Below are 18316 nucleotides of genomic sequence, written 5' to 3' on the forward strand. Positions count from 1 at the left end.
GGTCGCAGGTACGGTGCGCTCCGTACACGGGGATACGGGCCTTCGCCGGAAGTCCCGGCCATGGCGCCCGCGGACCGGCCGCCTACGATGTGACCGCCCAGTAAGGACGTCCGACCAGGAGGAACCCATGGCGGTGCCCGCCGCGCCCAAGCCGGAGACGCTCGCCGCCTTCGAGGCCGCCAAGGGGTTCATGCCGGTGCGCGAGGGCCTGGCGCTCCACGCCGCGGCCACCGAGGCCGGGCGGCTGGGGCTGCCGCTGCTGGAGATCGGCACGTACTGCGGGCGTTCCACGATCCTGCTCGCCGACGCGGCCCGTGCCGCGGGCACCGTGGCCGTCACCGTCGACCACCACCGGGGCAGCGAGGAGCAGCAGCCGGGCTGGGAGTACCACGACCCGACGGTGGTGGACCCGGAGATCGGCCTGATGGACACGCTGCCGGCGTTCCGCCGCACGCTGCACGAGGCGGGGCTGGAGGAGTACGTCATCGCGGTCGTCGGCCGTTCCCCGCAGGTCGCGCGGGTGTGGGCGGGCGAGGTGGGCATGGTGTTCATCGACGGCGGCCACACCGACGAGCACGCGACGGCCGACTACGAGGGCTGGGCGCCCCGGGTGGCCGAGGGCGGACTGCTGGTCGTCCACGACGTGTTCCCCGACCCGGCGGACGGCGGCCAGGCCCCGTACCGGGTCTACCTGCGCGCCCTGGAGTCGGGCGCCTTCACCGAGGTGTCGGTGACGGACTCGCTGCGGGTGCTGCGGCGTACGGGCCCCGGCTGCTGACCTGACCTAGCATCACGCTGTGCACCACGACGACAGTCCGCCGGCCGCGCGCCCGGCCCGCCGCTCGAAGCTCGCCCCCGCCCTCGCCGTCACCCTCGCCGTGTCGGCGTCGGCCGCGCTGGCCGGCTGGCTGGCCTGGGGGGCGGTGAGCGGTCCGGCCGCGAGCGCCCCGCCGAAGGGCCGGCCCGCTCCGGGCCCCTCCGCGCCGGCCCCCACCGCCTCGGGATCCTCCGGCGCCTCGGGATCCCCTGGCGGGGCGCCGCTCGCCGGGCGGACCGTGGTGATCGATCCGGGTCACAATCCGGGGAACTTCGCGCACCCCCGGGAGATCAACCGGCTCGTGGACATCGGAACGAACCGCAAGGAATGCGACACCACGGGGACGTCCACCGACTCCGGTTACACGGAGGCCGCATTCACCCTGGACGTTTCACACCGTCTCCGCGCCCTGCTCCAGGAGCAGGGCGCGACCGTGGTCCTCACCCAGGACGCCGACCGCCCGTACGGCCCGTGCATCGACGAGCGGGCCCGCGTCGGGAACACCGCCGGGGCCGACGCGGTGGTCTCCGTCCACGCGGACGGCTCGGCCGTCGGCAACCGCGGCTTCCACGTGATCCTGCCCGCCCTGGTCAAGGGCGGCGCGGCCGACACCGCGCGGATCACCGCCCCGTCCCGGTCCCTCGGGGAGAACATCGCGCGCGCGTTCGCCCGGGCGACCGGTACCCCGCCGGCCAACTACGTAGGCGGTGGCACCGGGTTGGACGTACGAAAGGATCTGGGCGGACTGAATCTGTCGACCGTGCCCAAAGTCTTCATCGAATGCGGCAATATGCGTGATCCGAAGGACGTCGCATTGCTGACAGACGCGGCATGGCGGCAGAAAGCGGCGCAGGGGATCGCGGTCGGCGTCCGTACCTACCTGCGGGGCTAGGTCCGGCGGGCGGTAGCCTGCCGGGGGTCCGGGGTCGCCCCGGACCCGTACCCGTACCCGGACCGCATCCGTACGATGGGGCCGGCCACCCCCGTGCACCGCGCCACCCCGACGAGACGAACCGACGAAGGACTCTTACACGTGAACATCCGCTCCCTCACTCGAGGCGATGGCGTGGTGATCGGAGCAGCGGTGGTGCTGTTCATCGCCTCGTTCCTCGGCCTTACTCCCGACGTCGACTGTCCCAGCGGCATCGACTGCTCGAACTTCGATTCAGCCAACGCCTGGGACAGCCTGGGCCTCCTGATGAGCATGTTCCTCTCCGGTGTCATCGGGGCGGCGCTGATCGTGGTCGGGCGCGGGATGCCCGGCCGCAGGGTCGCCGGGATCGACCTGGGTCAGTTCGGTGTGGCCTTCTGCATCTTCGCGCTGTGGACGGCGTTCTGGACCATCATCGACTGGGAGGCGGACGCGGGCGCCGGCCTGATCCTGGGCCTGCTGGCCACGATCGTGCTGGCCGGCGCCGCGATCGCCGCACCGCTCGTCCCGGCGCTGAAGGCCCCGCTGATGGGCGCGCCGCGTCCGCAGCAGCCGCAGCCGTACGGCGGGCACCCGCAGGGCGGTTACGGCTACCCCGGCGCCCAGCAGCCGCCGTACGGCGGGCAGCCCGAGGGCGGTTACGGCTACCCGGGCGTCCAGGCCGGTCAGCCGGGCCAGCCGCAGCCTTCGCAGGCCGGTCAGCCGGGCCAGCAGGCCGAGCCGCAGGGGCAGCCGTCGCAGGGCGGCCAGGCGCAGCAGCCCGCGCCCGCCGGGGACTTCTCGCCGTTCTGGTTCGCCGTGCCGGTGGCCCGCCCGCTGTACGCGGAGGACGGCTCCCCGACCCCGATCGCGGAGCTGGCGCCCGGTACCTGGTACCTGGCGGTCGAGCAGCGCGGCCAGGGCCTGGTGGCGCAGACGCAGGACGGCCGCCGCGGCGTACTTCAGGACACGACGGGCATCCAGCGCGGTTAGTGCCGCCGAGCCGGTCCGGCCCGTACACGGCCCCTCGCCCTTCCGGGCGGGGGGCCGTTGCCGTGGGGTCGCCCACCGGACGACGACGCGCCGCCGGGCGGACCCGGCGGGGTGCCCACTCCCCCAACACCCGCTGCCCGGGGTGGGTTTCGGGCACGGGCGAGCGGCAACCCGTAGCGCATGTCTCCCCGTCATCGGAACGGAAGCGCGCAGGCGGCGACCGCGATAGCGGTCATCGCCGATGTCATGGCCGCCATCATCGGCCTATGGATCCTGATGTACCTGTTCGACGCCAACCGGGCCAACGACCTGGTGCAGTTCGTCCAGGACACGGCCCGCTGGCTCGCCGGGTGGTCCCACGACCTGTTCACCTTCGACGCGGCCTGGCTGCGCGTGGTGGCCGGGTACGGGCTCGCCGCCCTGGTGTACCTGTTCCTCGGCCACGCCCTGGCCGGCCGCCTGCGCCGGTACTAGGACGCGAGTACCCGGCACCGCGTATCGGGAGCCGGCCGGTGGGCCATGGTTCAGCGGCCGGCGCTCCAGGTGTGGGCGACGTCGACCACGAGGCGGTCGGGCAGGTGCAGGACGCGGAAGGGCAGCCTGGCGCGGACGCCGAGGCCGACCTGGGTGTCGCCCTCGAAGCTGCCGACGAACCGCGTGTCCCGGAACGTGCGGTAGCCGGTGATGTTCACCCCGGGCAGCGGCTGGGCCACCTTCCCCGGGTAGGTGGCGCGGCCGGTCTCGGGGTCGTAGCCGGGTGCGGCGAGGCGGATCTCCAGGACGGCTCCGCCGGCGACCGGGACGTGGCTCCCCGAGCCGTCCTGGTAGAGCCGGTCGACGTACCTGATGTCGTAACCGGCCTTGCCGTTGCCGAGGCCGGGGACGTGGAACACCATGCGGTCGTAGCAGTCGTGGCGGCCGGTCCTGATGTCGGTCAGCGACGCGGTCGCCGCGCCGGCGACGGTCTTCCGCGCGCTGCCCCATCCGGTGGGGCAGGCGGCGGTGCGCGAGGCCGCGACGGGCGCCGTCCCGGCCGGCGCGGCCTGGGCGGGCACCGTCAGCGCGGCGAGTCCCGCACTGGTGAGCAGGAGCGTCGCCATGGTCGTGGTGCGTCGTTTCATGTTTCCCCCTGGCGCTGGGTCCGTTGTCGAAGTGGGACGACCGGAGCGGCCGGAAGGTTGTGGTCGATCCTTCCGGGAACGCCGCGTCGGTCGGTGAACTCGGGTACCCCTGTGCCGGGGTGACGAACCGGCGACGGCCGGAGGTGGCCGGTTCAGGTCACCGGCAGCAGTCGGGGGCCAGGCCGTGCGGGAGGCGTTCCCCGCCGAAGACGGCCGTCGTCGCCTCGTCCCCGCCCAGCGCGGCCACCGCCAGCAGCAGGGAGCCGGCCGTCCAGGTGGTGAGCTCCTCGGGCCAGACGGCGCGGTTGCCCTCGAAGACGTAACCCGTCCAGTACAGGCCGCCGGGGGCGCGGAGGTGGCCGATGGACTGGAGGATCCGCAGGGCGCGGTCGGACTCGCCGATCGCCCAGAGGGCGAGCGCCAGTTCGCAGCTCTCGCCGCCGGTGACCCAGGGGTTGGGCAGGACGCAGCGGACTCCGAGGCCCGGGACCACGAAGTCGTCCCAGCCGCTCTCGATCCGCTCCTTGGCCGCCGCGCCGGTGACGGCGCCGCCGAGGACGGGGTAGTACCAGTCCATCGAGTAGCGGTTCTTGTCGAGGAACCGCTCCGGGTGGTGGCGGATGGCGTGGGCGAGCGCGCCGACGGCGAGTTCCCAGTCGGGCTGGGGCTCCTCGCGTTCCTCGGCGATCGCCAGGGCGCAGCGCAGCGCCTGGTGGATGGAGGAGGAGCCGGTGAGCAGCGCGTCGGTGACGGGGGTGCCGTCGGGCTCGCGCTTCCAGCCGACCTGACCGCCGGGCTGCTGGAGGCCCAGCACGAACTCGACGGCCGCGTAGACGACGGGCCACATCCGGTCGAGGAAGGTGTCGTCGCCGGTGGCGAGGTAGTGGTGCCAGACGCCGACCGCCACGTAGGCGCAGAAGTTGGTCTCCCGGCCGTGGTCGGTGACCTGGGTGTGGTCGCCGTCGTGGTAGGCGGCGTACCAGGAGCCGTCCTGGTTCTGGTGGCGGGCGAGCCACTCGTAGGCGCGGGCGGCGGCGTCGTGTTCGCCGGCCGTGTCGAGGGCCATGGCGGCCTCGGTGTGGTCCCACGGGTCGAGGTGGTGGCCCCGGAACCAGGGGATGGCGCCGTCCTCGCGCTGCGCGGCGAGGATGCCGGCGACGGTCTCGGCGGCCTGCTCGGCGGTGAGGACGCCCGGCAGGACCAGGTGTTCGGTGCGTTCGGGAGAGGTCACTTGGCGTCCGCCGCGGGGAGGTGCGGCTTGGTCGCGTACGCCACGAAGCTCTTGCCCATGACCGGGTTGAGGGCCTGCTCGGCGAGACGGGTGGCGAGGGGCTTCTTCATGATGTCCCAGACCAGCAGCTTGTGGTACGCCCGCACCGGCAGCGCCTTGTCGTTGTCGACGCCGAAGGCGCACTTCAGCCACCAGTACGGCGAGTGCAGCGCGTGGGCGTGGTGGGTGCCGTACGGCCGGAGCCCGGCCTCGCGGATCCTGGCGAGCAGCTCGTCGGCCTTGTAGATGCGGATGTGGCCGCCCTCGACCTCGTGGTACGCGTCGGAGAGCGCCCAGCAGACCTTCTCGGGGCCGTAGCGGGGAACGGTGACGGCGATGCGGCCGCCGGGCTTGAGGACGCGGACCATCTCGGCGAGGACGCCCTTGTCGTCCGGGATGTGCTCCATCACCTCGGAGATGATCACGACGTCGAACGACTCGTCGGGGAAGGGCAGGTTGAGCGCGTCGCCCTCCATGGCGGTGGCCGTCGCCCCGGCGGGCGCCTCGCCGGCCTCCTCCATGGCGGCGAACCACTTGGCGACCTCGCGGATCTCCTCGGCGTTCCGGTCGAGGGCGACGACCCGGGCTCCGCGCCGGTAGCACTCGAAGGCGTGCCGCCCCGCGCCGCAGCCCAGGTCGAGGACGCGGTCGCCGGGGGCGAGCGGGAAGCGGGTGAAGTCGACGGTCAGCACGGGGACGGCCTGCTTTCACGGAAGAGGGGGGAGGGGGTGCGGGGGGACTGCGAGGTCATCGGCGGGCTCCGCGTGCCGCGATCGCCTCGCGGTACAGCTGGGCCGTGCCCTGGGCGGCGCGGGCCCAGGTGAACCTGTCCAGTACCCGTGCGCGGCCCGCCGCGCCGAGCCGGGCGCGCAGTTCGGCGTCGCCGAGCAGCCGGCCGAGACCGGCCGCGAGGGCGCCCGCGTCGCCGGGCGGGACGGCCAGGCAGGTCTCGCCGTCGGGGCCGGCGACCTCGGGGATGGCGCCGCCGGTGGTGGCGACGAGGGGCGTCCCGGTGGCCATCGCCTCGGCGGCGGGCAGCGAGAACCCCTCGTACAGCGAGGGCACGCACGCCACTTGGGCGCTCCGGTAGAGGTCGACGAGCTCGGCGTCGGTGACGCCCTTGACGAACCGGACGGCGCCGTCGAGCCCGTACCGCTCGATGGCCTGGGCGACCGGCCCGTCCTCGGCGCGCTTGCCGACCACGACGAGGTGGGCGTCGGGGTTCTCGGTGCGCAGCTTGGCGAGGGCCTCGACGAGGTGGACGAGGCCCTTGAGCGGGACGTCGGCGCTGGAGGTGGTGACGATCCGGCCGGGGACCTCGGGGACGGCCGGGTCGGGCGACCACAGGTCGGTGTCGGCGCCGATGTGGACGACGCGGATGCGGTCCTGCCGTACGCCGAGGTGCTCGACGATCTCGTCGCGGGAGGTGCCGGAGACGGTGAGCACGGACGGCAGGCGGCGGGCGACCCGCTTCTGCATGCGCGTGAAGGCGTACCAGCGGCGGACGGAGGCGCGGCGCTTCCAGTCGCCGGCGGCGTCCAGCTCCAGCCGCCGGTCCACCGTGATGGGGTGGTGGACGGTGGTGACGAGCGGGGCGCCGATGTCGCCGAGGAGGCCGTAGCCGAGGGTCTGGTTGTCGTGGACGACGTCGAAGTCGCCGCGGCGGGCGGCCAGGTGGCGCCGGGCGCGCAGCGAGAAGGTGAGCGGTTCGGGGAAGCCGCCGGTCCACATGGTGGCCACTTCGAGGGCGTCGATCCAGTCGCGGTACTCGTCGCGCTTCGGTGTGCGGAAGGGGTCGGGCTGCCGGTACAGGTCGAGGCTGGCCAGCTCGGTGAGCGGCACGCCCTCGTCGAGTACGGGGTAGGGCTGGGAGCCGATCACCTCGACGCTGTGCCCGAGGCGCGCCAGTTCGCGCGAGAGGTGGCGGACGTAGACGCCCTGCCCGCCGCAGAACGGGTTGCCCTTGTACGTGAGGAGCGCGATGCGCAGCGGGGCTTCGTCGCCCTCGGTGCCACCGCCGCGGGGGCCTGCCTCAATGGCCTCAGCGGTCACTCGCGGCCCCCTTCTGCCTTGCGTTTCGCCGGAGCGTAACCGGTCGCGCTAATCTAGAACAAGTTTCAGACTTGATGGTTCAAGGAGCTCCGAATCTACCGGCAGGTAGTGCCGCTGTGAGGGCCGGTCCAGGTGATTCACGCCACGACGGCCCACCGCCGGTACCGGCCCGTAGCACGCCTGCACACCAGGGAACGGAACGACGGAACGGGACACATGACCGCGGAACCCAGACCGGCCTCTCCGCCGCTCACCGAGCGCCAGGAGGCGCGCCGCCGCCGCATCCTTCACGCCACCGCGCACCTGGCCTGCCGGGGCGGCTTCGACGCGGTCCAGATGCGCGAGGTGGCCGAGGCGGCGGGGGTCGCGCTGGGCACGCTGTACCGGTACTTCCCGTCCAAGATCCACCTGCTGGTCGCGACCATGCAGGACCAGCTGGACCACCTGCACACGACGCTGCGGAAGCGGCCCCCGGCCGGTGAGACCGCGTCGGAGCGGGTCGCGGAGACGCTGATGCGCGCGTTCCGGGCCCTCCAGCGCGAGCCGCACCTCGCGGACGCGATGGTGCGGGCGCTGACGTTCGCGGACCGCGGCGTGAGCCGGGAGGTGGACACCGTCTCGCGGCAGACGACGGCGATCATCCTGGACGCGACGGGTCTGGAGCACCCGACGCCCCGGCAGCTGTCAGCGGTGCGGGTGATCGAGCACACCTGGCACTCGGCGCTGATCACCTGGCTGTCGGGCCGGGCGTCGATCGCGCAGGTGGGGATCGACATCGAGACGGTGTGCCGTCTGATCGACCTGCCGGCGCCGGACGCGTCCGGGACCGGCACCCGCCCCCGGGACACCCGTGCCGGGGACGCCACCCGCGCCGCGGGCGGGGCAGCCGGGCCGGTCTGACCGGGCCCGGAGGGCCGTCACCGCGCGTTCTTGTTCTTCTCCAGGTCTTCCTCGAAGAGCTTCTCGCACTCCGGTCCGCCGTCGGTGGCGATGAACGAGACCATCAGGAAGCCGCCCTGGCGGTGGTGGCTCGCCTTCACCGTCCAGCCGCCCTTGTCCAGCGACGTGATGACCGAGCCCGTGTGGTCGGACCTCTGATTCTCCTTCCAGCCGCCCTCGGCGAGCGCCGCGAGCGTGTCGCCGTAGGACTTCTCGGAGTCGGCGGCCTTCTCGTCGTCGACCTGCCAGGAGACCATGCACGGTTCGAGGGCCGGGGGGACGTCCCCGTCGGACGGCTTCTGGCGGAAGCCCGCCGCCGTGGCCGCGGCCGCGATCTCCCGGGCCACCGCGGCGGCGTCCAGGCCGCCGCCGGCCTCCCCCGGCGCCCCGGCGCCCGCGCGCCCCGGGGCCGTGACGCCGGGGGGCGCGGGGGTCCCCGTCTCCTTGCCGGAACCGCCGCCGCAGCCCGCGGCCAGCAGCACCGCACCGGCGGCCGCGGCCGCCCTTCCCCACGCTCTCGCCCTCGCTCGAGCAGGGGACACGCCAATCGCCTTGTGCACGAGGATCCCCATCCTGTGTGCGCACGGGCCCGTGCCCGTGTGACCAGGAGGGCAGCTTCGCACGAGGGGGCGGGCCGACCCGTGCAACGACGGGCTCCGCGCGCCGCCCCGCCTCGGGCCCTCCCCCGGTGGGCGGGGCGCGCCGGGCGGTGACCCGGTGACGTACGTCGCGTCGGGGCCGTCCTGACCCGCCGGTAGAGTGAGCGCGTCGTCATCATGCCCGTACGGGGGGAAGCCGGTGCGAATCCGGCGCTGACCACGCAGCCGTGAGACCGCCCTTCGGCGGTGAGCCGGAATGCCCCGCACGCGCACGTGTTCGGCTCGTGTCACCGAGCTCCCGCCCGGTGACCGGCACCGTCGAGGAATGCGGAGCCGGAGCCTGGTGCCTTTCGCGTGCCGGTGCCCGGTTCCCGCAGGAGAGGCCACCGAAGCCATGACCACCGTTCGCGTCCGCCGCGGCGCCGCCGCGCTCGCCGCGGCCGCCGTCCTGCTGTCCGGCGGTGCCCCGGCCGCCCATGCGGCGCCCTCGCCGGCCCCCTCCCCCGTGATGCCGGCCGGCCTGTACGGCACCAAGGACCCCACCTACGACGGTGTGTGGCGGCAGTCGCTCGCCTTCATGGCCCAGCAGGTGGCCGGTGTCGAGCCGAACCGCGAGGCCGTGGGCTGGCTGCTGGACCAGCAGTGCGACAGCGGCGGCTTCGCCTCCTACCGCCCCGACCCGGCGAAGACCTGCGACCCGAAGACCCCGCTGGACACCAACGCCACCGGCGTCGCCGTCCAGGCCCTGTCCGGCGTCGACAGGCCGGAGGCGGCCGAGCCCGGGACCGACCCGGTCAGCAAGGCCATCGGCGCGGGCGCCGCCTGGCTGAAGGGCGTGCAGAACAAGGACGGCGGCTGGGGCTACCACCCCGGCGCGCCCAGCGACGCCAACTCCACGTCGATCGTCGTCAGCGCCCTCGCCGCCGTCGGCCACCGGCCCGGCGACATCACCTCCAGCGGCGGCCGGACCCCCTACGACGCGCTGCTCGGCTTCGCGATCCCCTGCGGCGCGGGGACGGGCGCGGGCGCCTTCGCCTACCAGGCCGACGCGAAGACCGGCGCGCTCGTCGCGAACGCCGACGCCACCGCGGCCGCCGTCCTCGCCGGGCTCGGCAAGGACCTCCGGACGCGCGGCGTCGAGCCGGAGCAGCGGCCGACCTGCCGGACCCCGGCCAGGCCGACCGCCGAGCGCGCCGCCCGCAACGGCGCCGCCTGGCTGGCCGGCGCCCTCGCCGGCAGCGGCCACCTCGATCTGCCGCCCATGCCGGGCGCCGGAACCGCGGCCCCCCTGCCCGACGTCGGCAACACCGCCGACGCCGTCATCGCCCTGGGCGCGGCCGGGCACGGCGGCAAGGCGGCGGGCGCCGTGGCGTGGCTGAAGAAGAACTCCGCGGCCTGGGCCCGGGAGAACGGCCCGGCCGCCTGGGCGCAGTTGGTCCTCGCCGCCCACACGGTGGGCGAGGACGCCCGCGACTTCGGCGGTGTCGATCTCGTACAGCGGCTGAACGCGACCGGCCCGGTCCCCGCGTCGGTGCCCCTGGAGTCGAAGAAGCCCGCGGAGCAGGGGGCGGACGACGAGGAGAGCGGCGAGCCGGGCGTCGACGTCCGGCTGGTCGTCGCCGTCTTCCTGGTGGCCGGCATCGGCATCGGCTTCCTGCTCAGCGGCCGCAAGCGGACCGGGCGGCCGTGATGCGTGCCCGGTTCCCGGCCCCGCTCCTCGCGGTCGCGGTCGCGGTCTGCGCCGTGCTGCTCGGCCTCCCCGGGACGGCCGAGGCGGCCGGCTACCGCTACTGGTCGTTCTGGGAGGGCGGACCGGGAGGCGGGTGGACGTACGCCACGCAGGGCCCGGGCACCGCCCGGCCCGCCGACGGTGACGTCAACGGCTACCGGTTCGCCGTGAGCGCCGACTCGCGGGACGCCGCACGGCCCCGCCGCGCACCCGGCTTCGCCGCGATCTGCGGGACGGTGCCCGCCGAGGACGGCACCAAGCGGGTCGCCGTCGTCATCGACTTCGGTACGGCGGCGGACGCGCCCGCGCACGACGGGCAGCCGCCCGCGCCGCGCGCGGCGTGCGCGCGGGTGCGGGCCGACGCGACCGGCGCGGAGGCGCTCGCGGCGGTGGCGAGGCCGCTGCGGTACGACGACCGGGCGCTGCTGTGCGCGATCGCGGGTTACCCGAGGACGGGGTGCGGGGAGCAGGTTTCGACGACCCCCGGCGGGCCTGGCCCCGCCGGTTCGGCGTCGCCGACGCCCGCGGCCCACCCGGTGACGGACCTCGAACCCGGGCCGTCCGCCGGGACGGTCGCCGGGGTGGCCGCCGTCGCCGTCCTGGGGGCCGCCGGGGTGTGGCAGGCCCGCCGCCGTCGCCGATGAACCTCCGCGCGCCCGGGGCGAACCGCTCCAACGCCGTGCACGCGGGCGCCTGGTGGCTGTGGGCCCTGGGCCTGGCCGCCGCCGCGTCCCGCACGACCAACCCCCTGCTGCTGGGCCTGCTGGTCGGTGTCGCCGGGTACGTGGTGGCGGCCCGACGCACCGACGCGCCGTGGGCCCGCTCGTACGGGGCGTTCGTGAAGCTGGGCCTGGCGGTCCTGGTGGTCCGGCTGGTGTTCTCGGCGCTGCTCGGCTCCCCCGTCCCCGGTACGCACGTGCTGGTCACCCTGCCCGAGGTGCCGCTGCCCGACTGGGCCCGGGGCGTGCGGATCGGCGGCCGGGTGACGGCCGAGCAGCTGGTGTTCGCGCTGTACGACGGGGCGAGGCTGGCCGCGCTGCTGATCTGCGTGGGCGCCGCCAACGCGCTCGCCAACCCGGCGCGGCTGCTGAAGTCGCTGCCCGGCGCGCTGTACGAGGTGGGGGTCGCCGTGGTCGTCGCGATGACGTTCGCGCCGAACATGGTCGCCGACGTGGGACGGCTGCGGGCCGCCCGGCGGCTGCGCGGACGGCCGGCGGGCGGGGTGAAGGCGGTGCTCCAGGTGGGGCTGCCGGTGCTGGAGGGCGCGCTGGAGCGGTCGGTGGCGGTCGCCGCGTCGATGGACGCGCGGGGCTACGGCCGCACCGCACCGGTGCCGCGTGCGGTACGGCACGCCACGACGGTCCTGACGCTGGGCGGCCTGCTCGCGGTGTGCGTCGGCGCGTACGGTCTGCTGACGGCGTCGGGGGCCTCGTACGCGGTGCCGTTCGTCGCGGCGGGGGTGGTCATGGCGGCGGCGGGGTTGCGGCTGGGCGGCCGCCGTTCGGTGCGCACCCGCTACCGGCCCGACCGGTGGGGCGCGCGGTCCTGGCTGGTGGCGGGGTCGGGCGCGGCGGTCGGCACCCTGATGGCCGGTGCCGACCCGGTGGCGCTGCACCTGGTTGTCGTTCCGCTCTCCGCGCCCGGGCTGCCGCTGTGGCCGGCGCTCGTCGTCCTCGTGGGCCTGCTGCCCGCTTTCGTGGCCCCGCTGCCGAAGGAGTCCGTGTGATCCGGTTCGAGAACGTGACGGTCACGTACGCCGACGCCGCCGCGCCCGCGCTGGACGGTGTCGACCTCACCGTCCCCGAGGGCGAGCTGGTGCTGCTGGTGGGCCCGTCGGGGGTGGGCAAGTCGACGCTGCTGGGCGCGGTGTCGGGCCTGGTCCCGCACTTCACGGGCGGCACCCTGCGCGGCCGGGTCACCGTCGACGGCCGCGACACCCGCACCCACCGGCCGCGTGAGCTGGCGGACGTGGTGGGCACGGTGGGCCAGGACCCGCTCGCGCACTTCGTCACGGACACGGTGGAGGACGAGCTGGCGTACGGGATGGAGTCGCTGGGGCTGGCGCCCGCGGTGATGCGGCGCCGGGTGGAGGAGACCCTGGACCTGCTGGGCCTCGCCCCGCTGCGCGACCGGCCGATCGCCACGCTGTCGGGCGGCCAGCGGCAGCGGGTGGCGATCGGGTCCGTCCTGACCCCGCACCCGAAGGTGCTGGTGCTCGACGAGCCGACGTCGGCGCTCGATCCGGCGGCGGCGGAGGAGGTCCTCGCGGTCCTGCAGCGGCTGGTCCACGACCTGGGCACCACGGTCCTGATGGCCGAGCACCGCCTGGAGCGCGTGGTGCAGTACGCCGACCGGGTGGCCCTCCTGCCGGCGCCCGGCGCGCCGGTGGTCGTCGGCCCGCCCGCCGAGGTGATGGCGGTGTCGCCGGTGCGCCCGCCGGTGGTCGCCCTGGGCCGGCTGGCGGGCTGGGACCCGCTGCCGCTGTCGGTACGTGACGCCCGGCGCCGGGCGGGCGGGCTGCGGGACCGGCTGGCGGGGCTCGCGCCCGCCCCCGCCGTCGCCTCCACCGGTGGGCCGGCTGTCGCGGCGGGCGCCCCGGTGGCCCCGTCCGGGGTGCGGGCGGTGCTGAGCCGCCTGGTGCGCGGCGACGCCGCCGGGGGCAGCGGGAGCGCCGGGCCGACGGTGGCCGAGACGCGCGGCCTGTCGGTGCGGCGCGGCAGGGCCGAGGCGCTGCGGGACGTGGCCGTCGGCGTGCGCGCCGGGGAGACCGTGGCCCTCATGGGGCGCAACGGGGCCGGCAAGTCCACCCTGCTCGGGGCGCTGGTCGGGCTGGTCGAGCCGGCGTCGGGCAGCGTCCTGGTGGGCGGCCGGGCGCCGCACCGTACGGCGCCGCGCGAACTGGTCCGGCACGTCGGGCTGGTCCCGCAGGAGCCGCGCGACCTGCTGTACGCGGACACGGTGGCGGCCGAGTGCGCGGCGGCCGACGCCGACGCGGGCGCCGCGCCGGGGACGTGCCGGGCGCTGGTGTCGGAGCTGCTGCCCGGCGTGGCCGACGGCACCCATCCCCGGGACCTGTCGGAGGGGCAGCGGCTGGCGCTGGCCCTGGCGGTGGTGCTGGCCGCCCGGCCCCCGCTGCTGCTGCTCGACGAGCCGACGCGGGGCCTGGACTACGCGGCGAAGGCCCGGTTGGCCGGCGTCCTCAGGGGGCTGGCCGCCGACGGGCACGCCATCGTGATGGCGACGCACGACGTGGAGCTGGCGGCCGAGCTGGCGCACCGGGTGGTCGTCCTGGCCGAGGGGGAGGTCGTCGCGGACGGCCCGACCCACGAGGTGGTCGTCTCCTCCCCGGCGTTCGCCCCGCAGGTGGCGAAGATCCTGGCCCCGCAGCCGTGGCTGACCGTCGCACAGGTGGAGGCGGCCCTGTGAGCGCCGCCCGCCCGGTGCGCCTGGGGCCCCGTTCGGTGGCGGCGCTCGTGCTGATCGGCGCCGTGGGGGTGGTCGCCTTCGGCTGGCCGCTGCTGGCGGACGGCTCGTCCGTGCTGGCGGGCCGGTCGCAGGACGCGCCGTGGCTGCTGGCCGTGGTGCTGCCGCTGCTGGTCGCCGTGGTGGTGGCGACGATCGCCGACTGCGGCATGGACGCCAAGGCGGTGGCGATGCTGGGCGTGCTGGCGGCGGTCGGGGCGGCGCTGCGTCCGCTGGGCGCGGGGACGGCGGGCCTGGAGCCGATGTTCTTCCTCATGGTGCTGAGCGGCCGGGTCCTGGGCCCGGGGTTCGGATTCGTGCTGGGCGCGGTGACGATGTTCGCGTCGGCGTTGCTGACCGGCGGGGTGGGGCCGTGGATGCCGTTCCAGATGCTGTCGATGGGCTGGTTCACCATGGGCGCGGGGTTGCTGCCGGGGCCGGTGGCGCTGCGGGGCCGGGGCGAGCTGCTGATGCTGTCGCTGTACGGGGCGGTGGCGTCGTTCGCGTACGGGACGGTGATGAACCTCCAGGGCTGGGTGACCCTGCAGGGCATGGGCAGCGGGATCTCGTTCCACGCCGGTGACCCGGTGCGGGAGAACCTGGTGCGGTTCGTGGCCTACTGCGCGGCGACGTCGCTCGGCTGGGACCTGGGGCGGGCGGTGCTCACCGTCGTCCTGGTGATGACCATCGGATCGACGGTCCTGCGGGCTCTGCGACGGGCCACTCGGCGGGCCGCCTTCGAGGTCCAGGTCACATTCGAAGGCGCCGACAAGGCCTGAAGGCGGCCTTCGGGGGTGAGGCGCCCCACAGGACACAGGTCACATACGAAGGGACATAGTGCCCTGAAATGGACGGCTGGCGGTCCCGGGTCCTCCCGTGGTGACGTGCGCTGATCGCCGCCGGGGGCCAAGAGTCCCTTCGCCCCCTCTCCGGTCCCGGGTAGTACCGGGGGTCCTTGCGGCGGCCGGACCGCCCTGCTTCTCTGGTGATGTCGCCGGGCGCAGCTCGCATCGCAGCGCCCCTGGCAGCCCTCCCCGAGCTCTCGGCCCCGCCCGAGCAGGGGACCCCGAACCCCGCCTCCCGGCGTGGTCCGGCATGCCCGCGACTCCCCAAGTCCCCGACGTTAGGTCGCTACGTGTTCCGCTCGCTCGTCAGCCGTTTCTCCGCCCGTCCCAAGTCCGTCGCCGCCGGCGCCGCGGTGCTGCTGAGTGCCACCGGCGCCGTGCTGGGCACCACCGCTCCGGCCTCGGCCGCCTCCGCGCAGGACATCGCGAAGAAGATGGTCCCGGCGGGTCAGTACCAGTGCTTCGACAGGATCGTCGAGCACGAGTCCGGCTGGAACCCGTCCGCCACGAACGCCTCGTCCGGCGCCTACGGCCTGGTGCAGGCCCTGCCGGCCTCGAAAATGTCGTCGGCCGGTTCGGACTGGAAGACCAACCCCGCCACGCAGATCGAGTGGGGCCTGGACTACATGAACGACCGTTACGGCAGCCCGTGCGGCGCGTGGAACTTCTGGCAGTCCAACGGCTGGTACTGAGCCGTCCCGGCCTGACGGCGCGAGGCCCCGGTGAACGACGTTCACCGGGGCCTTCCCGCGTCCCGGCCCGGGGGGGGGGGGGGGGGAGGGTGGGGGGGGGGGGGGGGGGGGTGGGGGGGGGGGGGGGGGGGGGGGGGGGGGTGGGGGGGGGGGGGGGGGGGGGGGGGTACGGAACCCCCCCCCCCCCCCCCCCCCCCCCCCCCCCCCCCCCCCCCCCCCCCCCTCCCCCGCCCCCCCCCCCCCCCCCCCCACCGGGCGGGGGTGACACGTGCGGACAAGTGGGGCCCGGCGGGTGGCGAAGTGACGTACGTTCGGCTGCATGAGCCAAGAACGCTGGTCCGCCGTGGACGACTACCTCACCGACATGCTGGCGCCCGCCGACGAGGCCCTGACCGCCGCGCTCGCCGACAGCGACGCGGCCGGCCTGCCGGCGATCGGAGTGACGCCGCCCCAGGGCAAGTTCCTGCACCTGCTGGCCCGTGTGCAGGGGGCCCGTACGGTGCTGGAGATCGGCACCCTCGGCGGCTACAGCACCATGTGGCTGGCCCGCGCGCTCCCGGAGGACGGCCGGCTGATCACCCTGGAGCACGCCCCGGAGCACGCGGACGTCGCCCGCGCGAACCTCGCACGGGCCGGACTGGACAAGGTGGCCGAGGTCCGGACGGGCGCCGCCCTCGACACGCTGCCCCGGCTGGCCGACGAGGGCGCGGGCCCCTTCGACCTGGTCTTCATCGACGCCGACAAGCCGAGCAACCCCCGGTACGTGGAGTGGGCACTGCGGCTCACCCGGCCGGGCAGTCTGATCGTCGTGGACAACGTGGTACGCGGCGGCGCGATCACCGACGAGTCCTCGCAGGACCCGGCGGTGACCGCGACGCGTGAGCTGTTCGACCTGGTCGCGCGTGACCCACGGCTGGACGCGACGGCGCTCCAGACGGTCGGCGGCAAGGGGTACGACGGGATGCTGCTGGCCCGCGTCGCGGCCTGACCCGCCGCCGTCACACCCGCAACAGGCGCTCGGCCATGGCACGGTACGCCTGGAGCGTGACCCGGAGCCGTTCCGTGTCCGGCTCCTGGTCGTCCCCGCGCCCGTCCGCGTCCCAGTCGGCGCGCAGGGCACGGCGGTGGTCGGCCAGGGCGGCGGTGAGCTCGTCGGCGGCCGCGTCCAGCACGGCGGCGGCCTCCTTCACGGACCGGTGCGGGCTGTCGACGAACCCGCTGAGCGCCTGCTGCATCCGCCGGGCGAGCTCCTCGCGGGCCTCGTCCGGCACCAGCGGGGCGGACACCCCGGCCACGTCCCCCGTCCGAGGCGCGTCCCCGCGAACGCCGGCCCCGGTGGGGCCGGTGCCCGGGCCGGCGGCCGGGGGCGTGGTCGCGGTGGTGGTGGGGGCTCCGGTGGGCGCTTCGACCTTGTAAACCGCGCCGGGTCCGGGCGCGGCGCCCGGGGCGGCCGGCGGCGTCTTCGGAGGGGTGACGGCCTCGTTCAGGGGGGCGACGCGGTACGAGGTACCGGTCGGGGTGTTCGCCCCGGACGGGTCACCGGTGCCGTGCTGCGGGGTCGGTCGCTGCGGGGACATCAGGCGCCACTCCCCTTCGGCTGCCACGGCGTGTGGGCCCGGTGGCCGCGGCCTTCCTGGCGGCGCGGGGCGTGGCGGGCGTGGTCCTCGGCGTGCTCGGTGACGAGCTCCTCGAAGAGCCGGCGGGCGTCGACCATCGCGGCACGCAGCTCCTCGGTGCCCGTGTGCGGGTCGCGGCCGTCCGTGTGGGCGGCGCGGTGCACCCGGCGGTAGCCGTCGACGTGCTCGGCGTGGTGCACGGACAGCGCGGCGACCTGCTCCTCGTACGCGGAGGCCGCCGGGAAGCCGCGGTCCTCGGCCAGCCGGGCCAGCAGCCGGTCCGCCTCGGAGACGGCCTGGCGCGGCGCGTCGACGAACTGCTCCTGCAGACCCGCCCAGAGGGCCACGTACTGCTCACGGGCCTCACGGGACAGCGGCCGCGGCCGCAGGTCGCCGTGGAGCCGGACGCGCTCGGCGAGTTCTCGTTCCGCGGCCTTGGTGTCACCGTCGTGCCGGGCGACGGTCCGCTCGTACTCGGGGCCGAACCGCCGCTTCAACCCGTGCCCGCGGCGGCCGGCCCCCCTGCCCGGTCCGGCGTACAGGACCGCGGCGACCACGGCGGCGAAGACGACGACCAGGGCGACGACGATCAGGACAGTGGACATGACTGTCTTCCCTCGATCCAGGGGTCGGGGTTTCTTCGTGTCTGTTCGTCGGCCGTGTTGCCGCAAACGCGTTGGCCAAACGACGGTCCCTCGGATAGAGACACACCATGACGAGTACCAACTGGAGTATCCGCCCGGAGCGTTACGACACGCCCGAGGCCACCGCTCTCCGGGTCGACTACTACGACGACGTGGCGAGCCGCTACTACGGGCGGCCGATCACGGCGGACGAGATCGACGACGCGATCCTCAACGAGAAGCTGAACCAACTCACGCCGCCCACCGGCGCGTTCGTGGTCGGCCGGGTGGAAGGGAAGCCCGCGGCCTGCGGCGGGGTGCTGATGCTGGACGGGGAACGGGCCGAGCTGACCCGGGTCTTCATCCGGCACGCCTTCCGCGGCACCGGCGGCGCCGGCCTCCTGATGGACGCGCTGGAGACCGCCGCCGTCGGGCTGGGCGCCAAGCGCATGGTGCTCAACACCCGCCTGGACCTGGTGGAGGCGCGCGCCCTGTACGTCCGGTGCGGTTACCGCGAGATCCCGGCGTACTGCGAGGGCCCCTACATGGACGTCTGGTACGGCAAGGAGCTGACAGCCGCCGGCCGGCCCCGGGTCGTGTCCGGAAGGTCCCCCCTGGGCCGCGACTTTCCGGACACTCCCTAGCCGT

General features: G+C 75.1%; 20 protein-coding genes and 1 riboswitch. Of the genes, 13 read left to right on the plus strand and 7 right to left on the minus strand.

Annotation, left to right across the window (positions count from 1 at the left end; genetic code table 11):
- The first annotated feature begins 127 nt into the window (after positions 1-127).
- The 4 genes from AC07DW_RS16845 to AC07DW_RS16860 all read left to right on the plus strand — a co-directional run bounded on the left by AC07DW_RS16845 (position 128) and on the right by AC07DW_RS16860 (position 3194).
- Positions 128-778 carry a class I SAM-dependent methyltransferase gene (locus AC07DW_RS16845; RefSeq protein ID WP_478858412.1) on the plus strand — a complete coding sequence of 217 codons (651 nt, stop codon included), beginning with the start codon at positions 128-130 and terminating at the stop codon, positions 776-778.
- 19 nt (positions 779-797) lie between these two features.
- Entirely contained in the window at positions 798-1709 is a 912-nt protein-coding gene (locus AC07DW_RS16850; protein ID WP_478858413.1) for an N-acetylmuramoyl-L-alanine amidase, read from the plus strand.
- 174 nt (positions 1710-1883) lie between these two features.
- A complete protein-coding gene (locus AC07DW_RS16855) occupies positions 1884-2720 on the plus strand; it encodes a hypothetical protein (RefSeq protein WP_478858414.1) in 837 nt (278 codons plus the stop codon).
- A 180-nt stretch (positions 2721-2900) separates the two neighbouring features.
- Positions 2901-3194: a hypothetical protein gene (locus AC07DW_RS16860; RefSeq protein WP_189548363.1), complete on the plus strand. Its 294-nt coding sequence runs from the start codon at positions 2901-2903 to the stop codon at positions 3192-3194.
- A gap of 50 nt (positions 3195-3244) precedes the next feature.
- Here the strand turns inward: AC07DW_RS16860 and AC07DW_RS16865 are convergent, their stop codons facing one another.
- From AC07DW_RS16865 to AC07DW_RS16880, 4 genes are all read right to left on the minus strand, one after another.
- On the minus strand, positions 3245-3841 hold the full coding sequence (locus AC07DW_RS16865; RefSeq protein WP_478858415.1) for an AMIN-like domain-containing (lipo)protein: 597 nt from the start codon (positions 3839-3841) through the stop codon (positions 3245-3247).
- Positions 3842-3998: 157 nt separating this feature from the next.
- Positions 3999-5072: a prenyltransferase gene (locus tag AC07DW_RS16870; protein WP_478858416.1), complete on the minus strand. Its 1074-nt coding sequence runs from the start codon at positions 5070-5072 to the stop codon at positions 3999-4001.
- On the minus strand, positions 5069-5803 hold the full coding sequence (locus tag AC07DW_RS16875; RefSeq protein ID WP_478858417.1) for a class I SAM-dependent methyltransferase: 735 nt from the start codon (positions 5801-5803) through the stop codon (positions 5069-5071). Before AC07DW_RS16875 ends, AC07DW_RS16870 begins: the two co-directional genes overlap by 4 nt.
- Before the next feature lie 55 nt (positions 5804-5858).
- Positions 5859-7163, minus strand: a complete 1305-nt coding sequence (locus tag AC07DW_RS16880) for a glycosyltransferase family 4 protein (RefSeq protein ID WP_478858418.1) — start codon at positions 7161-7163, stop codon at positions 5859-5861.
- A 216-nt stretch (positions 7164-7379) separates the two neighbouring features.
- Between AC07DW_RS16880 and AC07DW_RS16885 the strand changes: the two genes are divergently transcribed.
- A complete protein-coding gene (locus AC07DW_RS16885; RefSeq protein ID WP_478858419.1) occupies positions 7380-8063 on the plus strand; it encodes a TetR family transcriptional regulator in 684 nt (227 codons plus the stop codon).
- Between the two features lie 17 nt (positions 8064-8080).
- On the opposite strand, the gene AC07DW_RS16890 is transcribed toward AC07DW_RS16885, so the two are convergent.
- Complete coding sequence (locus AC07DW_RS16890) at positions 8081-8644, minus strand: hypothetical protein (protein ID WP_478858420.1); 564 nt, start codon at positions 8642-8644, stop codon at positions 8081-8083.
- 246 nt (positions 8645-8890) lie between these two features.
- A riboswitch (cobalamin riboswitch) is annotated at positions 8891-8963 on the plus strand.
- Between the two features lie 132 nt (positions 8964-9095).
- Here AC07DW_RS16890 and AC07DW_RS16895 point away from each other — a divergent pair.
- From AC07DW_RS16895 to AC07DW_RS16925, 7 genes are all read left to right on the plus strand, one after another.
- Entirely contained in the window at positions 9096-10391 is a 1296-nt protein-coding gene (locus tag AC07DW_RS16895) for a prenyltransferase/squalene oxidase repeat-containing protein (protein WP_478858421.1), read from the plus strand.
- Positions 10391-11074: an SCO2322 family protein gene (locus AC07DW_RS16900; protein WP_478858422.1), complete on the plus strand. Its 684-nt coding sequence runs from the start codon at positions 10391-10393 to the stop codon at positions 11072-11074. The genes AC07DW_RS16895 and AC07DW_RS16900 overlap by 1 nt, the downstream gene beginning before the upstream one ends.
- Positions 11071-12156: an energy-coupling factor transporter transmembrane protein EcfT gene (locus tag AC07DW_RS16905; protein WP_478858423.1), complete on the plus strand. Its 1086-nt coding sequence runs from the start codon at positions 11071-11073 to the stop codon at positions 12154-12156. Before AC07DW_RS16900 ends, AC07DW_RS16905 begins: the two co-directional genes overlap by 4 nt.
- Positions 12153-13856 carry an ABC transporter ATP-binding protein gene (locus AC07DW_RS16910; RefSeq protein WP_478858424.1) on the plus strand — a complete coding sequence of 568 codons (1704 nt, stop codon included), beginning with the start codon at positions 12153-12155 and terminating at the stop codon, positions 13854-13856. The genes AC07DW_RS16905 and AC07DW_RS16910 overlap by 4 nt, the downstream gene beginning before the upstream one ends.
- On the plus strand, positions 13853-14671 hold the full coding sequence (locus AC07DW_RS16915; RefSeq protein WP_478858425.1) for an ECF transporter S component: 819 nt from the start codon (positions 13853-13855) through the stop codon (positions 14669-14671). Before AC07DW_RS16910 ends, AC07DW_RS16915 begins: the two co-directional genes overlap by 4 nt.
- A 356-nt stretch (positions 14672-15027) precedes the next feature.
- Entirely contained in the window at positions 15028-15429 is a 402-nt protein-coding gene (locus AC07DW_RS16920) for an aggregation-promoting factor C-terminal-like domain-containing protein (protein WP_478858426.1), read from the plus strand.
- A 319-nt stretch (positions 15430-15748) separates the two neighbouring features.
- Positions 15749-16417 carry an O-methyltransferase gene (locus AC07DW_RS16925; RefSeq protein WP_478858427.1) on the plus strand — a complete coding sequence of 223 codons (669 nt, stop codon included), beginning with the start codon at positions 15749-15751 and terminating at the stop codon, positions 16415-16417.
- A 10-nt stretch (positions 16418-16427) separates the two neighbouring features.
- On the opposite strand, the gene AC07DW_RS16930 is transcribed toward AC07DW_RS16925, so the two are convergent.
- Together AC07DW_RS16930 and AC07DW_RS16935 are read right to left on the minus strand one after the other, a co-directional pair.
- Complete coding sequence (locus tag AC07DW_RS16930; RefSeq protein WP_478858428.1) at positions 16428-17006, minus strand: hypothetical protein; 579 nt, start codon at positions 17004-17006, stop codon at positions 16428-16430.
- Positions 17006-17650, minus strand: a complete 645-nt coding sequence (locus AC07DW_RS16935; protein WP_478858429.1) for a hypothetical protein — start codon at positions 17648-17650, stop codon at positions 17006-17008. The genes AC07DW_RS16930 and AC07DW_RS16935 overlap by 1 nt, the downstream gene beginning before the upstream one ends.
- 107 nt (positions 17651-17757) lie before the next feature.
- On the opposite strand from AC07DW_RS16935, the gene AC07DW_RS16940 reads away from it, so the two are divergent.
- Positions 17758-18312: a GNAT family N-acetyltransferase gene (locus AC07DW_RS16940; protein WP_478858430.1), complete on the plus strand. Its 555-nt coding sequence runs from the start codon at positions 17758-17760 to the stop codon at positions 18310-18312.
- Positions 18313-18316: the final 4 nt, after the last annotated feature.

It is taken from the genome of Streptomyces sp. NPDC045701, from assembly GCF_056432045.1.